Source organism: Chenggangzhangella methanolivorans (assembly GCF_042648545.1).
In the GTDB taxonomy this organism is placed as follows: Bacteria; Pseudomonadota; Alphaproteobacteria; order Rhizobiales; family Methylopilaceae; genus Methylopila; species Methylopila methanolivorans.
In genome coordinates this window covers 13,846-30,444 of sequence record NZ_JBHRXS010000011.1, presented here as the reverse complement: position 1 = coordinate 30,444, position 16,599 = coordinate 13,846, and the positions used below count along the sequence as shown (strand labels likewise).

The window sequence follows — 16,599 nt, the reverse complement described above, 5'->3', positions numbered from 1 at the left end:
GGCAACAGCCTTGAAGGCTAACCCGCCGAGGGAAGCAGCCGGTCCATCCCATTAGCCGACGCTCGGAGGGTCTGCTCTCGGCCGGAAGCGTCGACGGATGCTGGCCGGTTTTATGCTCGCCAACGCCGCGCTGAAGGATCTTCTGGACGAAGAATGCTAACGCGCGCCGCCAGACGGGAGGCACAACGCATTTTGCTGCGTTCTCCGTTTGAGAGCTACACCCGCGCCAACCATGCGACCGCTGCCCAAATCGCAGCAGCCGCTAACCCTATTCGGACCTAAGCGATAATTGCTTGGCAGGAGTCCTTTTGATTCCAGCAAGGGCTCAATATTCCATTTGAATACGTGGCGGTCGCCAGACGACGCCGGCGACCGCTAAAGTCCCGTTCGGACCTTAGTTCGATGCAGTCTTCGTTGGGTGATAGCTCAGGATCGAGTCCCAGAGGTCGCACTTGTGCTGGGCGACGAACTCCGCGTCGGTGATGGCGGTCGAGAACGGGATGTTCTGTTCGAGCACGCCGGGAAGGTTCTTCTTGGCCCGGAAGCGCGGCCATGGGCTGTTGCCGGAACCGTTCGGATTGCCGCTCCAGGCGAAGCTGGTCCAGGCGGCAACCAGTTCGTCGGAGAGCTTCCGCTGCTGCTTGTTGAGGTCGTGCGGGATGCCCTGGTCGCCGCCGTGCCAGCCGATGAACAGGTACTGGATGTCGGCTGTGTGATAGGCGAGCGACAGGTAACCGGGCATCTTTGGGAAGTAGGTGGGCGCGGTGCGGTCGGCGAACTGGTAGGCGTAGACTGGCACCTGATCGGACAGCAGCACGTTGGTGTTGTGCTGCGTGCACTGGGTGGTGTCGCTCTGGATCGCGTCGAGCGCCAGCAGCGGCGACTCGTATTTCGAGAGCGGATAGAGCCTTTTCACGCGGCGCTGGGCGTCGGCGGGGAAGGTCGCCGCGCCATAGGTCGCGATCTTGGCGTCATAGTCGGCCTCGGTGAACGGCGTCCGGCCGGGCCGGAAGTATTGCGTGATCCCAAGGCCGAACGTCGCCTCGTCGATCGTTGCGCCGCTCATCACCGGCATCTTGTTGAAGACGCCCGAGGCCAGCGTGTCGACGAAGCGGCGCTGGATGATGGTTCCGTCCTCGATAAGCCCTGAGATGTAGGGCCCGTTGGCGCTCTGCGTGCCGGCGAGCTTGAAGACCGCCTCGGCGGGCAGGTTCCGGAGGCACTTCGCCGTCGCTTCGTCGACGCCGGAGCCGCAACCGGCCGCCACCGCCATATTCTTGGCGTTGGTCTCGGCGGTGGCGAGCGGCGTCGTCGAGCCCACGCCGCTTTGCAGGATGGCGCGGTGAAACAGGCCCGCCGAGAGCGGCGAGGTCATGTTCGCCATCGTGTCGGAGGAGCCGGCCGACTGGCCGCCGAGCGTGACGTTCTTCCGGTCGCCGCCGAACGCTCCGATGTTGGCCTGAACCCATCGCAGCACGGCCTGCTGGTCCATGATGCCGTAATTGCCGAAAAGCTCGCCCTCGGCCTGGATCGCGGGATGGGCGAGGAACCCCATCAGGTTCAGGCGGTAGTTCAGCGTGACCACAATGGTCTTGCCGTCGCGGGCCATCTTCGAGCCGTCATAGGCGTCGCTCGCCCCGTCGACATTGCCGCCGCCGTGGATCCACACGATGACCGGAAGCTTCGTGCCGCCGAGCGCGGTGAGTGGCGCGTAAACGTTGAGATAGAGACAATCCTCGTTGGTGTTCTGCGGCCCGGCGAACGGGCCGAGCGTCGTCACCTGCAGGCATTGCGGGCCGAAAGAGACGGCGTCGAGCGTCGTCTTCCAGGCGTCGGCCTCCACCGGAGGCTTCCAGCGCAGCTTGCCGACCGGCGGCTTGGCGTAGGGGATGCCGTAGAAGCGCGCGACGTCCTCCTGTACGAAGCCGCGAACGTCGCCCTTGTCGGTCTTCACAAGCGGCCCCGCGGCGCCGGCCGCGACGACGCTCGCAAGCAGCATCGCGCCGGCGGCGGTGGCGCGCCCGACGGCCGCGCGTGTCCACGTTCCAATCCTTCCAGTCATCTCAGCCTCCCTAAAGCTGCTTTGGCGCGGCGGTGACGCCGGGCCGGCCGGCGGCCTTATCGGGGCCGCTTCGGTCGGCCGATTGAGCGAGGTTTGGGCGCAGGCGTCTCGGCGGCGGGCGAACGCCGACTGGGCGTTCAGCGCATTCTCAGGCGGCTCGCGCGGTGCGCCCGACGCTGATTGAAGGTCGCTCAGCGCCGAGACCGCGCGCGAGACATGGCGTGATCTCGGCCTGCGCCGTTCGGCGCACCGATAGGAGCATCACATGAGACATCAAAGGAGCGTCGCGACGCTTGTCGTCGGGTCTTTGGCCTTCGCGATCGCCGGCGTCGGCGCAGGCGTCGCGGCGGACCGTCCGGACCTGACCGCCCCTCTTGTGCTGAAGGACCAAGGGAGTTTCTTCGTCGGCGGCTTCGAAACCCGCACCAACGCGACCACGGGCAATCCCGCCGGCCAGATCGGCTATTCAAACACGGACGTCATCAAGACCGGTCAGATGTACGTGCAGTTCCAGGCGCCGAAGGGCGAGGCGAGCCGCGCGCCGATCGTGCTGCTGCACGGCTGCTGCCTCAGCGCGAAGACCTGGGAGGACACGCCGGACGGCCGTATGGGCTGGGCGGAATATTTTGTCCGGCGCGGCCACGCGGTCTATCTGCCCGACCAGTCGTCGCGGGCCCGGTCCGGCTTCGACGCGACCACGATCAACCAGGTGCGGCTCGGCAAGAAGCCGCCCGAGAAGCTGCCGGCCATCTTCACCTTCGGGCGCGAAGCCGCCTGGGACCTGTTCCGCTTCGGCCCTCAATATCCCGAGCCCTTCGCGGACCAGCAATTCCCGATCGAGGCGCTCGGCGAGTTCGGCAATCAGGTCATTCCCGATCTCAACGCGACGCTGCCCACTCCGAACCCGACCTACGCCAACCTCGCCGATCTTGCGCGGTCGGCCGGCGGCGCTGTGCTTGTCGGCCATTCGGAGTCCGGCTTCTTTCCCGAGCAGGCGGCGCTCGCGGATAGCTCTAACGTGCTCGGCGTCGTGTCGATCGAGGGGCAGTGCCCGCCGCCGACCGACGCGCAACTCGCGAGCCTCGCCAAGATCCCGACGCTGATCGTGTTCGGCGACCATCTTGGGGACTCGAAGATCTCCGGGCCGCTCTGGACCAAGGCGCTGGCGGACTGCAAGGCCTTCGTGCGGCGCCTGAAGGCGGCGGGTGGGACCGCGCTTCTCGCCGAGCTGCCGAAGTTCGGCTTCAAGGGCAACACCCACATGCTCATGCAGGACCGCAACAATCTCGAGGTCGCCGATTGGATGCTCGACTGGATCCGCGACAACGCCCTGCGGCGCACGGCAAAGCGCGCCGTCGGCAAGAACCGCTCCGGAGACTGAGCCGCGGGCCGCAGAGCCTCCGACGCGGCGCTCATTCGCCGCGTCGGAGGCCGCGGCTTGTTTTCCCGTAATCTTTCAACTTCTGGATGTCTTGTCAGCCCGCACCGACATAGTAACATCTCAGCAATAAGAAGAAATACATGCGCTAAACTGGATATGTCTTTTAATAACGCATCTGTTTAGCGTGATCCAGCGCTCGAATATAGCGAAAGGAGAAATGAACAAATTCGTTCGTTGCGTGCGTGTCGTATAAACAAAATAAAGCGTCGCGCCTTTCTGCACGTCTCCTATTTGACGGCGGCCGCGCCGACGTGGGGAGACATGCCATGGACAGCATCGAAACGAAGCGGCCCCAGACGCCTCGACTCCAGGTTTGGGACAGCAAGTATGCTTCGGCGAAGCGCGCCTTTGCGGTTTATCGGGAGGGCGTCTGCTCCTCTTACATGCCCTGGACGCCCGAACCCGTCGAAGACGAGACGCCGTTCGAGGGGCGCATCGAGAGCATCGGCTTGGGCGAATGCGCGGTCGGCGTCAGCGCCACCACGGGGCTTCGCGCGATCAAGAGCAAGGCGAACATTGCCGCGTCGCCGACCGAGTCGCTCTACGGGAACTACATCCTGTCGGGCGAGATGAGCCTCGAGCAGGCCGATCGGCGCAACGTCGCGGGGGTCGGGGACCTCATTCTCTACCATAGCCACAAGCCGATCCACCTGACGGAAAAGGCCGGCGCGCTGAACCGCAGCGTCGGGTTCTGCATCCCGATGTCGCGTTTCGCGGACGTGCCGGGCATGTCCGGGCGCTCGCTCAACACCGTCGTGCCGGGCGACAGGCTGATCGAGCCGCTGTCGTCGTGTCTCCGGATGCTCGCGAGCAATCTGCGCTCGTCGTCGCCCGACGAACTCGCCTCGGTGTTCGAGGCCTGCGTCGCGCTGCTGCCGCTGTCGCTCGGATGCTTTTCGGCCGAGCCTCTGCCTCATCGCGGCGCCCGCGGGCCGACCGGGGCGATGCTCGGCGTGATCGACGACCTCTTGGCGGAGCCCGACCTCTCGCCGAGCGGCGTGGCGGCCGAGCTCGGCGTGTCGACCCGTCAGATCCACAAGCAGTTCGCCCGGCTCGGAACAAGCTTCGGCCGTTACGTGATGGTCGAGCGACTGGAGCGGGTCCGCGCCGAACTGACGTCGGCCTGCGGCCGGCGCGCGTCGATCTCGGAGCTCGCCTTCCGCTGGGGGTTCAACGACCTGTCGACGTTCAACCGAGCGTTCCGCCGACACTTCGGCGCCCAGCCCCGCGCCATACGGGGGGATCGGGCCTTTTTCGGCTGAAGGCTCGGTCTATCGCCCGGATCGCTTCCAAGCCGCAGGATCTTACGACGCGCAGCCGATCAGGGCCGCGCGTCGCTCGCTTGGTTCGGCGGTCTAAGCCGTCAGCCCCGGCGATCCTTGGCCACGTGCTGCTTGATCCAGTCGATGATCACGTCGGCCACCTCGAGATTGTTGGTGTCCTGCATGAACATGTGGCTGTTGCCCTTGATGCCGATCGCCGGCAGCGAGATGAAGGTCATGTCGCCGCCGGCGCCGTTGATCTGGTCGCGCATGGTCACGCAGGCCGGGGTCGGCTGCGGAACCGTGTAGTTGTCGCCGACCATGATCAGAATCGGGATCTTTTTCAGGATCTTGATGTGATCAGCCGTCAGGTTGGTGAAGCAGCCGGTTTCGAGCTGGATGATGCCCTTCACTGTCTTCGCCGCGCCCCGAAGCGCGGCGCGGGTCGGGAAGCTCGACGACTGCGAGTGGCCGACCAGAATGGCGCCGTCAAGCTGGTTCGAAAGCCGCGCCAGATTGTCCGGGCTGTTATAAGGCGCGTCCGGCTCAATCGGCGTGCAGGTGCCGCCGTTGCAGTCGGGAGAGGCGGCGTCGCTCAGCGTCGCGTTCAGGTCCGGGATGACCTGCTTGTAGAAGCTGTAGCCCGCGTTCTCGCCGACGCCGACGGTCTGCATCGGGAAGCGCTGGCCGGGATAGGGCGTCTTCGTTTCGTAGTCGCCCCAGCGGAAGACGTTCCAGGCGAAGCGATCCGTCGCGACGAGGATGTTGGGGTTGTCGGTGTTGGGCGCGTCGCCGGCGTTGACCCGCGCGAAACGCGTCGGATCGAAGCCCGATCGGCCGCGGCCGACCTGTTCGGCCATGAAGGTCTTGAAGCCCTTTCGGGTGAAGTACTCGTACCAGCCCATCCGCCCGTCGGGCGTCGTCTCCCATGTCTTGGAGGTCAGGCAGCAGCCGTGCATGAAGACGATCGGGAACTGCTTGTTGGTCTTCTCCGGCAGCTGGAACTGCACGTACATCTGGTCCGTCATGATCTTTCCGGCGTAATCCGGAGAGGTCAGGTATTCGGTCTTTATCTTTTCGACGTCGCCGCCGACGAAGAAGCTGCCTTGCCCCTGAAGGGTCAGCGGCGGCGACGCCTTCACATCGGACCACCCTTGCGCCAGCGCTGACTCCGCGCCTCCAGCCGCGCCGATCGCGAATGCGACGGCCCAGGCCGCGCAAGTCGAAGTCCTTTTCAAAGTCGAAGTCATTGCGTCCTCCCTGAACGAGAGGTCGAGCGTAATGAGACCTTACGCGGCATCTCAGCGCTGAGCGCATGAAATCCGGCGTTCAGCGCATCGTTTGGGCGCCCGTGGCCGAAGGAGGCGCGAACGGCCAAATGCAGAGTGGCGGCTGCGCCTGCGGCCGCCACTCCCTTTGATGTCAGACGCCTCGACACAGGCGTCGGAAGGTCAGTCGCGCTTGGCCTTGCACGAGGCCTTCACCATCGGATTCGGAATGTTCTCGTCGGCCCATTCGAGGAAGAAGTCGAACTCCCGAAGCGCGGTAGAGCCGAGCATGCCCATGTGAGTATGGCCCTTGAGCTTGCCGTTGAAGCGCGGGTCTTCGATGTTAAGCGCAAGCGCCGGCCCGACCTTGCGGGACCGGCTGGCGTTCATCGCCGCGACGGCCGCGTAGTTGATCTGGCGCGTCGCGAGAGGGCGATAATCGCCGTTCACCAGCAGGAACGGGATCGTGTCGAAGTCCCGGCCGGTCAGGCCCGCGGCCTCGAGATTGGTGCCGGCTCCCTCGGGGATGATGATGCCCTTGATGAGATGGAGTTGGCCGCGCTCGCGCAGGATGCGGACCATGTGGAACACCGACGAGGTCGACTGCGAGTGCGGCGAGACGATCGCGCCGCCGAGCCCCTCGACGAGATCGGCGAGCGCGTTCGGAAGCCAGGTGTCGATCGCGTTGAGAGTCTGCGGGTTGCAGGTTGGACAGAAGGATCCCGGTAGCGTCACTTCGCCGTTCGGAACCAACTGCTTGTAGTATTCGAGGCCAAGATAGAGGTTGTTCTTCGGGTTCGGCGCCGGACCGATCGCGCCCTCCCGCGCGACGACGTCAGCGTCGACGGAGTTCTTCACCGGAGGGATCGGGAAGGCCGGAAGATAGCGTCCGTGCTTCTCGGACGGCTGGTTGAAATCCTCCGGACCGTCGGGGTCGCCGGGATCGCCGTGACGGATCATCGTGCCGGTGGTGATGTCCGATCCGCTCGGAAGCAGATGGCCGAACCACGTCGTCCACGCGCCGTTGTCGGTGATGCGGCCGAAGCTCGACGGAATCAGGCTCCAGTCGTTCTTGCCCTTCGCTTCTAGGATTACGGACTGGTCGAAACCGGACCGGCCGCGTCCGGGCTGGTCCACGATGAACGTCGCGAGGTTGTTGCGCACGGCGTAGGAGTACCAGCCCTCCTTGCCGTCCGGCGTCGCGTCGAGCGCCGCCCCCGTATGCGTCGACCCGTGGATCATGACGATCGGCCACTTCCGGCGCTCGGCCGGGATCTGGAACTGCACGTAGGACTGGCCGATCGTGATCTGCTGTGGTGGCCCTCCGTCCGAGGACGTCGCGTAGTTCGTGACTTTCGGGACGCCGCCAACGAAGAAGGCGCCCTGGTCGCAGACCTCCAGAGGTCCTGACGTGTAGCGCTTCTCTAGCGGGTTTTCCCACGCCCCGGCCGCCGACGTCGAACCGCAGATAATTGCCGCGGCAAGCAAAAAGACGCCGTCATGGGTATGACGGCGTCTGACGGAGTCCTGATCTTCCGGCATTTGCTCCTCCCTGATATTTTGCTGAAGACGCGAGCCGAGCCCGGCGGCGTCTCTCCACCTGACGGCGGCTTCCAGCGTCGAGACAATGAGAGCTGCGGGAAGCCGCCGGCCATTGTCCGCCGATGGCTTTCTCCGAGTCTCGGCGTGTGGCGAACTGGAAGCGGCGTTCGCTGCACGACCGCTAGGCAAAGGGCGCGATCGGGCCTGGCCTCGTTTCGGCCAAGAGGCTCGTTCAGGTCAGAGCCCATGTTTTAGCCACCGGCCGCCGAGAGTCGGCGCTCGATGACGTCGCCGCTAACATCCGCGCGACGTCGCTCGTCGGCGACGTGTAGGTCTCGGACGAGTTCGAGCGCGTTATGGCGAAATCGTCCAGCTTCAGGCAGGCTTGGCGTTGTCTTGGAAAACGCGGCGTCCTCATCCGCGAGCCGCTAGCGCGATTACCGCGAGCGTCGACAAAATGTTGGCCGCCAGACTTAAGGGCGTGATAACCGGCATATCGGCTTCGCGTCCGCTGTAAGTCGTTCGGGAAGCAGCGACGGCTTAAGCGGGCGGCGTCTGCTTCCGGCTCGGATGTTAGAGATAGTACTCTGGGAACGTCGAGCTCAATCGATCCATGGTCCGCACAAGCCGCTTTGCCTCAACTTGGGCAGCTACGTCGGCTGCTAGGTTTAGTCGAAGAAGTGCGCCGCCGAGCTCACCCTACCGTTTCCGGATCCACTGCAAACAAGTCCAGTCAAGTTAGTCGGGAAGCAGCCCGGCGGCGCGATAGCCGTCGATAAGGGCATCGTAGATCGAGACGTCCGAACGACTGCGCGCGACGAGCTGGGCCCCGGCGATAGCGGCATAGATCGAACGAGCCCTCGCTTCGCTTTCCCCGGCAGGGGCAAGCCCCGCGGCGGACACGTGCCGCGTCAGCCACGCCACGTTGACGTCGGCGAATGCGAGCACCTCCGTTTTCACGACGTCGGGCAGGTCGTCGAACTCGGCTGCCATGAAGCTGCACAGGCAGATCCGGTTGCCGTTCTTGAGCGCCACGCGGAACGTTGCGGGGTAGCGGCGCAATGCCTCGGCCGGGTTAGCGGCCTCGTCCGAAATCGCCTCGAGGACGGCTGCGGCGTCTTCCCAATAGCGCCTGGCCACGGCCGCACCGAGCTCGGCCTTGCTCGGAAAGTGGTGATAGATGCTCGCAGCCTTGATCCCCACCTCGGCCGCGAGGTCGCGGAAGTTCATGCCGAGATAGCCGTGCGCCTGTGCGCTCAGCGTCGCCACCGCGAGGATCGCTTCTCGGGAATTCGTGGTCACGGCTGTCTGCCCCAATGAACCTAACGATCGTTAGATAGGGCTTGACGGAACGAAAATCACCATCCAATTGATGCCTAACGAACGTTAGGTAGAGGCTAGGCTATGACCGATGACATCCTTTTCTCCGACGCGACACGGCTCGCCGAACTCATCCGCACCCGCGAAGTTTCGCCGGTCGAGATCGTCCGCGCTCATCTCGACCGCATCGAAGCGGTGGACGGACATGTCAACGCGATCGTCACGGTCGCGGACGGTGCGCACGAGGCCGCGAAAGTCGCCGAGGCCTCGGTGCTCGCCGGCGAAGCGCTTGGCCCACTCCACGGCGTGCCCTTCACCGTAAAGGATTCCATCGACACGGCCGGCGTGCCGACTCAGAGGGGCTCACCGATCTTCAGGGGCCGCACGCCGGAGACGGATGCGACCAGCGTCGCGCGCCTGAAGAACGCCGGCGGCATTCTGCTCGCAAAGACCAACCTTCCTGAATTCTCCTACTGGATCGAGAGCGACAATCTGCTTTCCGGCCGCACCAACAACCCGTGGGATCCCGAACGCACGCCGGGCGGGTCGAGCGGCGGCGAGTCCGCGGCGATCGCCGCAGGCATGTCGCCGCTTGGGCTCGGCACGGACCTCGCGATTTCGGTGCGCGGGCCAGCCGCCCAGACAGGTATCGCCTCGCTGAAGGCGACGCATGGGCTCGTGCCGATGACGGGGATCTGGCCCCGCGCGCCGCGGCGCTTCTGGCATGTCGGCCCGATGGCCCGCAGCGTTCGCGATCTTTCGCTCGCCATCTCGCAACTGGCCGGCCCCGACGGCCTCGACGCGTTCGCCAGCAGCGCGGCAGTCGGCGCCGGGCTTGCGCGCTCGTCCGACCGGCCGCTCCGCGTGGGGTGGATGGTCGGGCCTGGCCTCGGGCCGGTCGACCCGGAAGTTGCGGCGACTGTCGAGGCGGCGGCGGACGCGCTCAAGGGCCTCGGCGTTCTCGTAGAGCCTGTGAGCATCCCGGCGCTGGAGCGGGACTTCGCGCTCGACGTCTTCAACCGCCTCCACGTCATGGAGATGAAGCCGGCCTTCAGGGCGGCGACGGCCGGACGTCGCGAGGACGAGCTCTACAAGATGGCCAGGACCATGCTCTCGCTGCCCGATACGGCGATGGACGACTACATCGAGGCGGAGCAGGCGGCGGAGCGGTTGCGCGACGGCTACGCGGCCTATTTCAGGGACTACGACGCGCTGATCACGCAGGTGCTGCCGATCCCGGCGCACCGGCATGGCGTCGAGCAGCTCGTCATCGACGGCCGTACGGTGGATGCGACTTACCTCCAGGCCGCGACCGTGCCGCTCAACGTCACCGGCTTGCCAGGCCTGTCGATGCGGTTCGGCACGAGCACGGACGGCATGCCGATCAACGTCCAGATCATCGGCGGTTGGCGCACTGAGCCCACCATCCTTCATCTCGCGTCGCTGCTCGAAGAGGTCAGCCCCGTTCGAGGCCTACGGCCCAATCTCTTGGGGTGAAGGCTGACCTTCGACGAGGCGCCCTCGTGGAAATCCTCTCTACGAGGGCGCCGCGGCCGCTGAGTGTTTAGAGTCTGCTCCGTGCTCGGGGCCGTCCTGGAAAGCCTCTCGGCACAGATCGACGAAGCCTCGCACTTTCGGGTCCATGTACCGCGTCGAGGCGAAGACGGCGTGGACCGGCATCGGCGCGTTCGCCCATCCGGGCAGGACGTGAGCCAGGGTTCCGTCGGCGACATGCGGCGCGGCCATGAAGCGAGGAAGCTGGGTCACTCCAAGTCCCGACACGGCGAGGTTTTTCAGCGCGATCATGTTGTCGAGCGCGCATCGCGGCGTCTGCGAGACCTTCTCCGTGACGTCGCCACTGGCCAGCGTCCAGACGGCGCGGCCGCTTGCCGTCTTCATGATCAGGTCATGGCGCTTCAGGTCGTCGACTGCGTGCAGCGGCGCAGCGCTCTTCAGATAGCTGGGCGACGCATAGAGGCCGTAGGTGATGTCGCCGAGCTTGCGCGCCGAGAGCTCGGAATCCTGCAGCGCTCCGATCCGGATGGCCACGTCGATCCCCTCGTGGATGATGTCGACGGCGCGGATCGAGTAGACCGTCTCGACGGTGACCTTCGGCCATGTGCGCAGATAGGTGGCGATCCAGCCGTCGACCCGGGTCGTTCCGAACTCGGGCGTCGCAGTGATCTTCAGGCGCCCCTTCGGCTCCCGGGACTGCTGCGCAACTGTTGCTTCGGCGGCCTCCGCGGCGGCTAGGATCGAGGAGACGCGCTCGAAATAGTCCCGGCCGACTTCGGTCACGCTGAGCCGCCGGGTCGACCTGTTCAGAAGCCTCGCGCCGAGCTTTTCCTCGATGCGCTGGACGATCCGGCTGACCCGCGCCTTGTCGGTTTCCAGGCGTTCGGCGGCCGCGGTGAACGACTCCTCCGTCACCACCGCGACGAAAGCCTGCATCTCGGAAAAGCTGATTGTTGTCTTCATGGACAACATTTTTCCATCTGCCACGCGATCGGGCAATCAAGCGCCGGACGCCGCGCACAGCGTCCGGCGCGTTCGGGATCACTGCTTCACGGTTTCGGGGCTCGCCTGCTCGAGGAACAGATCGATGTGGACCTGCGGCATGCCTTCGAGCGTCCCACCGATCGGCGACGGGCGCACGGCCTCTCGGATCAGCGTCCGAGCCTGATCGGGAGAAACGGGTTCGCCCCGCTGCTGATAGATCCGCTTGGCCTCGGCGCCCGTTACGCCCTCTGGGACGACCGGCGCGTAGCGCCAGAAGTAGATCGCCGTGTTGGGTTCGATGCGCCAGCTTTCGGCGAGCGAGCCGGCGTCGACGACGTCATAGCCGATGGCCTCGACGAACTCGGTCACAGCCTGCTTGGCCACGGCGTCGTCGCCCGCGATCGGCAGGGTCGTCCGGTCGGCGTCGCTCTTGGGCCGGGCGTTGCTCTCCATGTGGATCCAGCTGAGGTTGTGCAGCCCCTTCACGAGCCGGGCGCCGCGAAGGTGGCGCTGCACAAGCTCGCTCGAGGTCAATTCCCCGCTGTCGAGATCGGCGCGGCGGAAATCGCCCATGCCCGGATAGTAGTTCGTCTGGTCGAGCACGAGCTTCCCGGCGAAGCCGTCGGACGGCAGCGCCTCGAAGGCGGCGAGTGGAACCGAGACCGTGACGATGTCCCCGGCCGCGATCGCCTCTTCAACGGAGCCCGCGCGGGCAAGCGGGCCGAGCTCCGCGACGAGGCCCGTCAGCGTTTCGGCGCCGCGCGAGTTGCTCACCACGACCTTGTATCCCGCCCTGACGGCGAGCCGCGCGACGGCCTTTCCCACGAGGCCCGAGCCGATGATTCCGATTGTGCCTGTCACCTGATGATCCCTCCATAAGCTGGCCGCGGCGCGCCGCCGACTTTTCCGGCGGGCGCGTCCGGACCCAGAGCTATGGATCGCCTTGAAAGGCTGACAGTGACGACAGGGGCAATGGACCGTTGCCCCTGCACGCAACAGTCAGCGCGGTCCAGCCGTCAGGCCGGGACCGCGATCATCGACGTGAAGGTTCTCTTCGCATGGTCGACGAAGGCCCGGACCTTCGGCGTGGGATAGCGGGTCGACGAGAACACGGCGTGGACTGGGGCCGGCGGCTTCGACCAGCCCGGAAGCACCTCTTGGATGCGGCCTTCGGTCAGGAGCTGCGCGGCCTGGAAGCGCGGCAGCAGCCCGATGCCGACGCCGGCGGCCACGGCGTCACGGGCGGCGAGGTTGTTGTTGACCAGGAGGCGCGGAACGAGGCGAACGATCTCTCTGTCGGCGCCGCGGCTCAGTTTGAGCTCGGCGCTTCGTCCGGCAGCCGCAAACACCACAGTCTCGTGGGCGCCGAGGTCTCGCGGCACTTTCGGCGCGTTGCGAGCCTTAAGGTAGTCAGGGCTTGCGAACAGGGCGTAGTCGGCCTCCCCGAGCTTGGCTGCGGTGAGATCGCCGTCGCCCAGGGTGCCGACCCGGATCGCGAGATCGTAGCCCTCGCTGACGATGTCGACCATGCGGTTGGTGAAATCGGCCTCGACCCGCACCTTAGGATGAGCGGCAAGATAGCCGGCGATCCAGCGGCTGACGACGCAAAGTCCGAACTCTTCGCCGCAGGTCAGGCGCAGCACGCCTTGCGGCTCGCCCTTGGCGCTCTCTGCAAGCCGATCGGTATCCTCCAGGGCGGCGAGAATCGCGACAGCGCGCTCGAACACCTCTTGGCCGAGCTCTGTCACGGTGACGGATCGTGTGGTCCGATGCAGGAGCTGCGCGTCGAGTCGCGCTTCGAGCCGGATCACCAGGCGGCTGAGATGGGACTTGCGAGTCGCCAACGCTTCGGCCGCCCGCGTGAAGGAGCCGGACCGGACGACGGCCACAAAAGCCCTGAGCTGAGCGGGATCGATTGTCGCGTCCATGAGCGACAAGGTGGTGCTGGCCAGCCGGTTTATCCACTAAACGCGACATCATAGCTCTCCGCCACGCCAATCGAACTGGCGCGGAGACCCATATGAAAATCGGCATTCTCAACACGGGGAACATCGGGGCCCGGCTCGCGCGGGCATGGGCGGCGGCGGGACATGAGCTCGTCCTCGCCAAGGACGGCGAGGATCGAAAGCTCGAACCTCTCCTGGCGGAGCTTGGCGACAAGGCTCGCCTCGGCACGATCCGCGAGGCCGCAGAGTTTGGCGAGGTCGTCCTGTTCTCGGTTTACTGGCCGCGGGTGGAGACGATCGTCGCCACAGTCGCTGACGCGCTCGACGCAAAGATCGTCATCGAGACCATGAACCCGCTCGGCGTCACGGCTGACTTCAAGCACTTCCACGACGTCGAGTTCATGCGTGACAGTTCGACGGCAGAGGGTTTGCAGAAGCGTCTGCCGAAGGCGCGCGTCGTGAAGGCCTTCAGCACGCTGGCGGCTCCCGTGCTCGAGGCGTCGGTCTGGGAGACGGCCCCGACTCGGCCGGGCGTGCCTTACGTGACCGACGACGCGGACGCCGGGCGGATCACGCGCAAGCTCATCGAGGACGCCGGCTTCAGGCCGCTCGCCGCGGGACCGCTGAAGGGCGCCCGGCAGATCGAGCAGCTCGGCCTCTTCCTCCACCACGTCGCCGACCACGAATATGGCGGCGACCCCGACCTCATCCGTCTCGCCCTGACCGTGATCGAGGCGAGCCCCGGCCCGGTCATGCGCGAGCGTGTCGTTTGAGAAAGGATCAGCAGATGTCCAAGTCACTGAACGGGAAGACCGCTCTCGTCACCGGCGGTTCGCGTGGCATCGGCCGCGCGATCGCGGAACGTCTCGCCAGCGACGGCGCGACCGTCGCGCTGACCTACAACGCCAGCAAGGGCGGCGCGGATGAGGCTGTCGCCGCCATCGAGGCGGCCGGCGGAACCGCTTTCGCGCTCCAGGCCGATCTCGCCGACGCGGCGAGCATTCCGACGTTGTTCGATCGGCTCGACCGTCAGCTTATGGCGCGCAATGGCAACGGCGCTCTCGACATCCTGGTCAACAACGCCGGCAATTCCGGGTGGGGCGGCCTCAGCGACGCCACGCCGGAAGGTTGGGACGCGATGATCGCTGTTCACGCCCGCGCGCCGTTCTTCATGGCGCAGGCGGCGTTGGGCCGTCTCCGCGACGGCGGCCGCATCATCAACATCTCATCGGCGCTCGCCACCCGGCCGCAGCCCATGGTCCCGATCTACTCGATGGCGAAGGCCGCCATCAACAACCTGACCCATGCGCTCGCAATGGAGCTCGGGCCGCGCGGGGTCACCGTGAACGTGGTGGCGCCGGGCTGGATCCGGACGGACATGAACGCGGCAGTCCGCGAGAACGCCGAGATGGTGAAGGCGATCGAGGCAGACACCGCGCTCGGCCGGTTCGGCGAGACGTCCGATGTCGCCTCCGTCGTGGCCTTCCTCGCTTCCGACGAGGGGCGCTGGGTCACGGGTCAGGTCGTCGAAGCGAGCGGCGGCTACAGGCTCTAAGACTGCTCAGGCAGGCGACGGTCGGCTTCTCGGAAGCTGCACCGTCGGATGCCTCGCGGCATGGTTCACGCGTGGACGGCCGCGATCGCCTCGATCTCGATCATCGCGGCCGGATCGTAGAGCGCCCGGACCTCGGCGATCGTGTCTGCCGGATAGGGCTCGGAAAAGAACTTTCGCCTGAGTTCGACGACCTCGGCGAACTGTCCCATGTCGGTGACGTAGATCGTCACCTTGATCACATCCTTGAGGCTCGATCCGCCGGCCTCCAGAGCCCGGCGGAGGTTGGCGAAGGCCTGCTCGCCCTGCGCCCGGAAGCCGCCCTCGACGATTTTTCCGTCGTCGCCCGCGCCCGCTTGGCCCGAGATGAACAGTAGGTCGCCGAAGCGAATGCCCTGCGAGAGCAGGTATGGCGCATAGTTGTCGGGGTCGGTGACGACGCGTTCCAGCATGATTTTCTCCATGGGTTGGGAAAGAGCCGCCTCAGGCGGCAAGTTCCCGATCTTTGACGTTCGCGACGGGACCAAGGATCGCGGGGTCGAAAGCCTCAAGGGCGAGCCCCTCGCGCGCCCGGATGGGAAGGTCTGAGTTGGAGAGCGCGCCCTTGCCGAGCGAGACGACGTCCGCGCCTTGGCTGATGACCTCCGTCGCGCGGCTGAGATCGTGCAGCCCGCCATTGGCGATGATCGCGATGGCCGGCGCATAGCGCCTGGCGAGCGCCACAAGGCTCGTATCGCCGCCCTCGAATGCAGGGCGCCAGGCTTCATGCTCGGTGACGTGGATGTAGTCGGCGCCCGCATCGCCGAGCGCGCCGAAGATCGCCTCGGCGTCCGTCTCACGTCCCGCCCATCTGTGTGAGAAGTCGTTGACCTTGCCTTGCGAGATCCGGACCCCGACCGGGACTGCAGCACCGATCCGCTCACGGACGGCGCTAAAGATCGCCAGCGTCAGCTCCATGCGACGCCGCGTATCGCCACCCCAGCGGTCGGTCCGCCGGTTCGTGTGGTCGGTGAGGAATTGGTCGAGCAGGTAGCCGTTCGCGCCGTGGATCTCGACCCCGTCGAACCCCGACGTGGTGACGGCCCGGGCCGCCGAAGCGGCGAACCCCTCCACGGCGTCGGCGATTTGCTCTTCCGTAATCTCCACGGGCGCGGGGTAAGGTCCCCGGCCGCGATAGAACGCCATCTGTTCGCCCTTGGGCCGGATCGCCGACGGTCCAACTGAGGTCGACCGGAAGCGGTTGCCCTGGCTCAGAGCGCCGGCATGCATGAGTTGCGCGACGATGCGCGCTCCGTGTTGGCGCACGGCTTCGACGACCGGCTTCCAAGCGACAGCCTGCGCCGCGTCGGAAAGACCGGGCTGATGCAGGTAGCCCTGCGCATGGGCCTGGTCGGAGTAGAGCCCTTCTGTGATGACGAGGCCGAACCCGCCGCGCGCGAAGCGTTCGTAGTAGCGGGCCATCCGCTCTGTCGCGAGCCCGTCTGCTGTGGCGCTGACGCGCGTCATGGGCGCGACCGCGAACCGGTTGCGGAGGGTCAGCCCGTTTATATCGTATTTCGTGAAGAGAGTGTCGCCGGACATTGTCCGTCCTTTCGTTCGGTCCGCAGCGCCTTCGAGAGAGGTTCGAACCGCTCAATTGCGTACGTTGGAGATAGACAGGCGTCGCGGTGCCCGGAACCACGGCTCGACGAGAAGCAGTTTATCGTT

The 16,599-nt window shown here is 65.8% G+C and carries 14 protein-coding genes; 5 read left to right on the top strand and 9 right to left on the bottom strand.

The genetic code is table 11. The annotated features are described in order from the left end of the window. Nucleotides 1–394: 394 nt before the first annotated feature. Complete coding sequence (locus ACFOWB_RS19975) at nucleotides 395–2,062, bottom strand: carboxylesterase/lipase family protein (protein WP_378148942.1); 1,668 nt, start codon at nucleotides 2,060–2,062, stop codon at nucleotides 395–397. Between the two features lie 265 nt (nucleotides 2,063–2,327). Between ACFOWB_RS19975 and ACFOWB_RS19970 the strand changes: the two genes are divergently transcribed. Continuing rightward, the gene (locus ACFOWB_RS19970) at nucleotides 2,328–3,443 is read left to right on the top strand and encodes a hypothetical protein (RefSeq protein WP_378148940.1); all 1,116 of its coding nucleotides are present in this window, start codon (nucleotides 2,328–2,330) and stop codon (nucleotides 3,441–3,443) included. Nucleotides 3,444–3,769: 326 nt separating this feature from the next. Then, entirely contained in the window at nucleotides 3,770–4,765 is a 996-nt protein-coding gene (locus ACFOWB_RS19965) for a helix-turn-helix domain-containing protein (RefSeq protein ID WP_261404284.1), read from the top strand. 101 nt (nucleotides 4,766–4,866) lie between these two features. Here the strand turns inward: ACFOWB_RS19965 and ACFOWB_RS19960 are convergent, their stop codons facing one another. The 3 genes from ACFOWB_RS19960 to ACFOWB_RS19950 form a co-directional block, all read right to left on the bottom strand. Continuing rightward, entirely contained in the window at nucleotides 4,867–5,907 is a 1,041-nt protein-coding gene (locus tag ACFOWB_RS19960; protein ID WP_261404285.1) for a hypothetical protein, read from the bottom strand. Between the two features lie 309 nt (nucleotides 5,908–6,216). Further along, nucleotides 6,217–7,575 (bottom strand): hypothetical protein, encoded by a 1,359-nt coding sequence (locus ACFOWB_RS19955; protein ID WP_378148937.1) that lies wholly within the window; start codon nucleotides 7,573–7,575, stop codon nucleotides 6,217–6,219. Between the two features lie 738 nt (nucleotides 7,576–8,313). After that, complete coding sequence (locus ACFOWB_RS19950; protein WP_378148935.1) at nucleotides 8,314–8,877, bottom strand: TetR/AcrR family transcriptional regulator; 564 nt, start codon at nucleotides 8,875–8,877, stop codon at nucleotides 8,314–8,316. Between the two features lie 102 nt (nucleotides 8,878–8,979). Between ACFOWB_RS19950 and ACFOWB_RS19945 the strand changes: the two genes are divergently transcribed. Beyond that, complete coding sequence (locus tag ACFOWB_RS19945; RefSeq protein ID WP_378148933.1) at nucleotides 8,980–10,392, top strand: amidase; 1,413 nt, start codon at nucleotides 8,980–8,982, stop codon at nucleotides 10,390–10,392. Nucleotides 10,393–10,431: 39 nt separating this feature from the next. On the opposite strand, the gene ACFOWB_RS19940 is transcribed toward ACFOWB_RS19945, so the two are convergent. From ACFOWB_RS19940 to ACFOWB_RS19930, 3 genes are all read right to left on the bottom strand, one after another. Next, entirely contained in the window at nucleotides 10,432–11,373 is a 942-nt protein-coding gene (locus ACFOWB_RS19940) for a LysR family transcriptional regulator (protein WP_378148931.1), read from the bottom strand. Between the two features lie 78 nt (nucleotides 11,374–11,451). Then, the gene (locus ACFOWB_RS19935) at nucleotides 11,452–12,255 is read right to left on the bottom strand and encodes an NADPH-dependent F420 reductase (protein ID WP_378148929.1); all 804 of its coding nucleotides are present in this window, start codon (nucleotides 12,253–12,255) and stop codon (nucleotides 11,452–11,454) included. Between the two features lie 155 nt (nucleotides 12,256–12,410). Continuing rightward, nucleotides 12,411–13,322, bottom strand: coding sequence for a LysR family transcriptional regulator (locus ACFOWB_RS19930; protein WP_261404290.1), 912 nt, complete (start codon nucleotides 13,320–13,322; stop codon nucleotides 12,411–12,413). Between the two features lie 92 nt (nucleotides 13,323–13,414). Between ACFOWB_RS19930 and ACFOWB_RS19925 the strand changes: the two genes are divergently transcribed. Further along, the gene (locus ACFOWB_RS19925; RefSeq protein ID WP_261404291.1) at nucleotides 13,415–14,113 is read left to right on the top strand and encodes an NADPH-dependent F420 reductase; all 699 of its coding nucleotides are present in this window, start codon (nucleotides 13,415–13,417) and stop codon (nucleotides 14,111–14,113) included. A 14-nt stretch (nucleotides 14,114–14,127) separates the two neighbouring features. Further along, on the top strand, nucleotides 14,128–14,895 hold the full coding sequence (locus tag ACFOWB_RS19920) for an SDR family NAD(P)-dependent oxidoreductase (RefSeq protein WP_261404292.1): 768 nt from the start codon (nucleotides 14,128–14,130) through the stop codon (nucleotides 14,893–14,895). Between the two features lie 65 nt (nucleotides 14,896–14,960). Here the strand turns inward: ACFOWB_RS19920 and ACFOWB_RS19915 are convergent, their stop codons facing one another. Continuing rightward, nucleotides 14,961–15,344, bottom strand: coding sequence for a RidA family protein (locus ACFOWB_RS19915; protein WP_378148926.1), 384 nt, complete (start codon nucleotides 15,342–15,344; stop codon nucleotides 14,961–14,963). Between the two features lie 31 nt (nucleotides 15,345–15,375). Continuing rightward, nucleotides 15,376–16,473 carry an oxidoreductase gene (locus ACFOWB_RS19910; protein WP_378148924.1) on the bottom strand — a complete coding sequence of 366 codons (1,098 nt, stop codon included), beginning with the start codon at nucleotides 16,471–16,473 and terminating at the stop codon, nucleotides 15,376–15,378. Nucleotides 16,474–16,599: the final 126 nt, after the last annotated feature.

Coding starts and splice junctions, on each gene's coding strand:
- ACFOWB_RS19975 (WP_378148942.1), bottom strand. CDS start 2,062: ATGACTGGAAGGATTGGAACGTGGACACGCGCGGCCGTCGGGCGCGCC.
- ACFOWB_RS19970 (WP_378148940.1), top strand. CDS start 2,328: ATGAGACATCAAAGGAGCGTCGCGACGCTTGTCGTCGGGTCTTTGGCC.
- ACFOWB_RS19965 (WP_261404284.1), top strand. CDS start 3,770: ATGGACAGCATCGAAACGAAGCGGCCCCAGACGCCTCGACTCCAGGTT.
- ACFOWB_RS19955 (WP_378148937.1), bottom strand. CDS start 7,575: ATGCCGGAAGATCAGGACTCCGTCAGACGCCGTCATACCCATGACGGC.
- ACFOWB_RS19945 (WP_378148933.1), top strand. CDS start 8,980: ATGACCGATGACATCCTTTTCTCCGACGCGACACGGCTCGCCGAACTC.
- ACFOWB_RS19940 (WP_378148931.1), bottom strand. CDS start 11,373: ATGAAGACAACAATCAGCTTTTCCGAGATGCAGGCTTTCGTCGCGGTG.
- ACFOWB_RS19930 (WP_261404290.1), bottom strand. CDS start 13,322: ATGGACGCGACAATCGATCCCGCTCAGCTCAGGGCTTTTGTGGCCGTC.
- ACFOWB_RS19925 (WP_261404291.1), top strand. CDS start 13,415: ATGAAAATCGGCATTCTCAACACGGGGAACATCGGGGCCCGGCTCGCG.
- ACFOWB_RS19920 (WP_261404292.1), top strand. CDS start 14,128: ATGTCCAAGTCACTGAACGGGAAGACCGCTCTCGTCACCGGCGGTTCG.
- ACFOWB_RS19915 (WP_378148926.1), bottom strand. CDS start 15,344: ATGCTGGAACGCGTCGTCACCGACCCCGACAACTATGCGCCATACCTG.
- ACFOWB_RS19910 (WP_378148924.1), bottom strand. CDS start 16,473: ATGTCCGGCGACACTCTCTTCACGAAATACGATATAAACGGGCTGACC.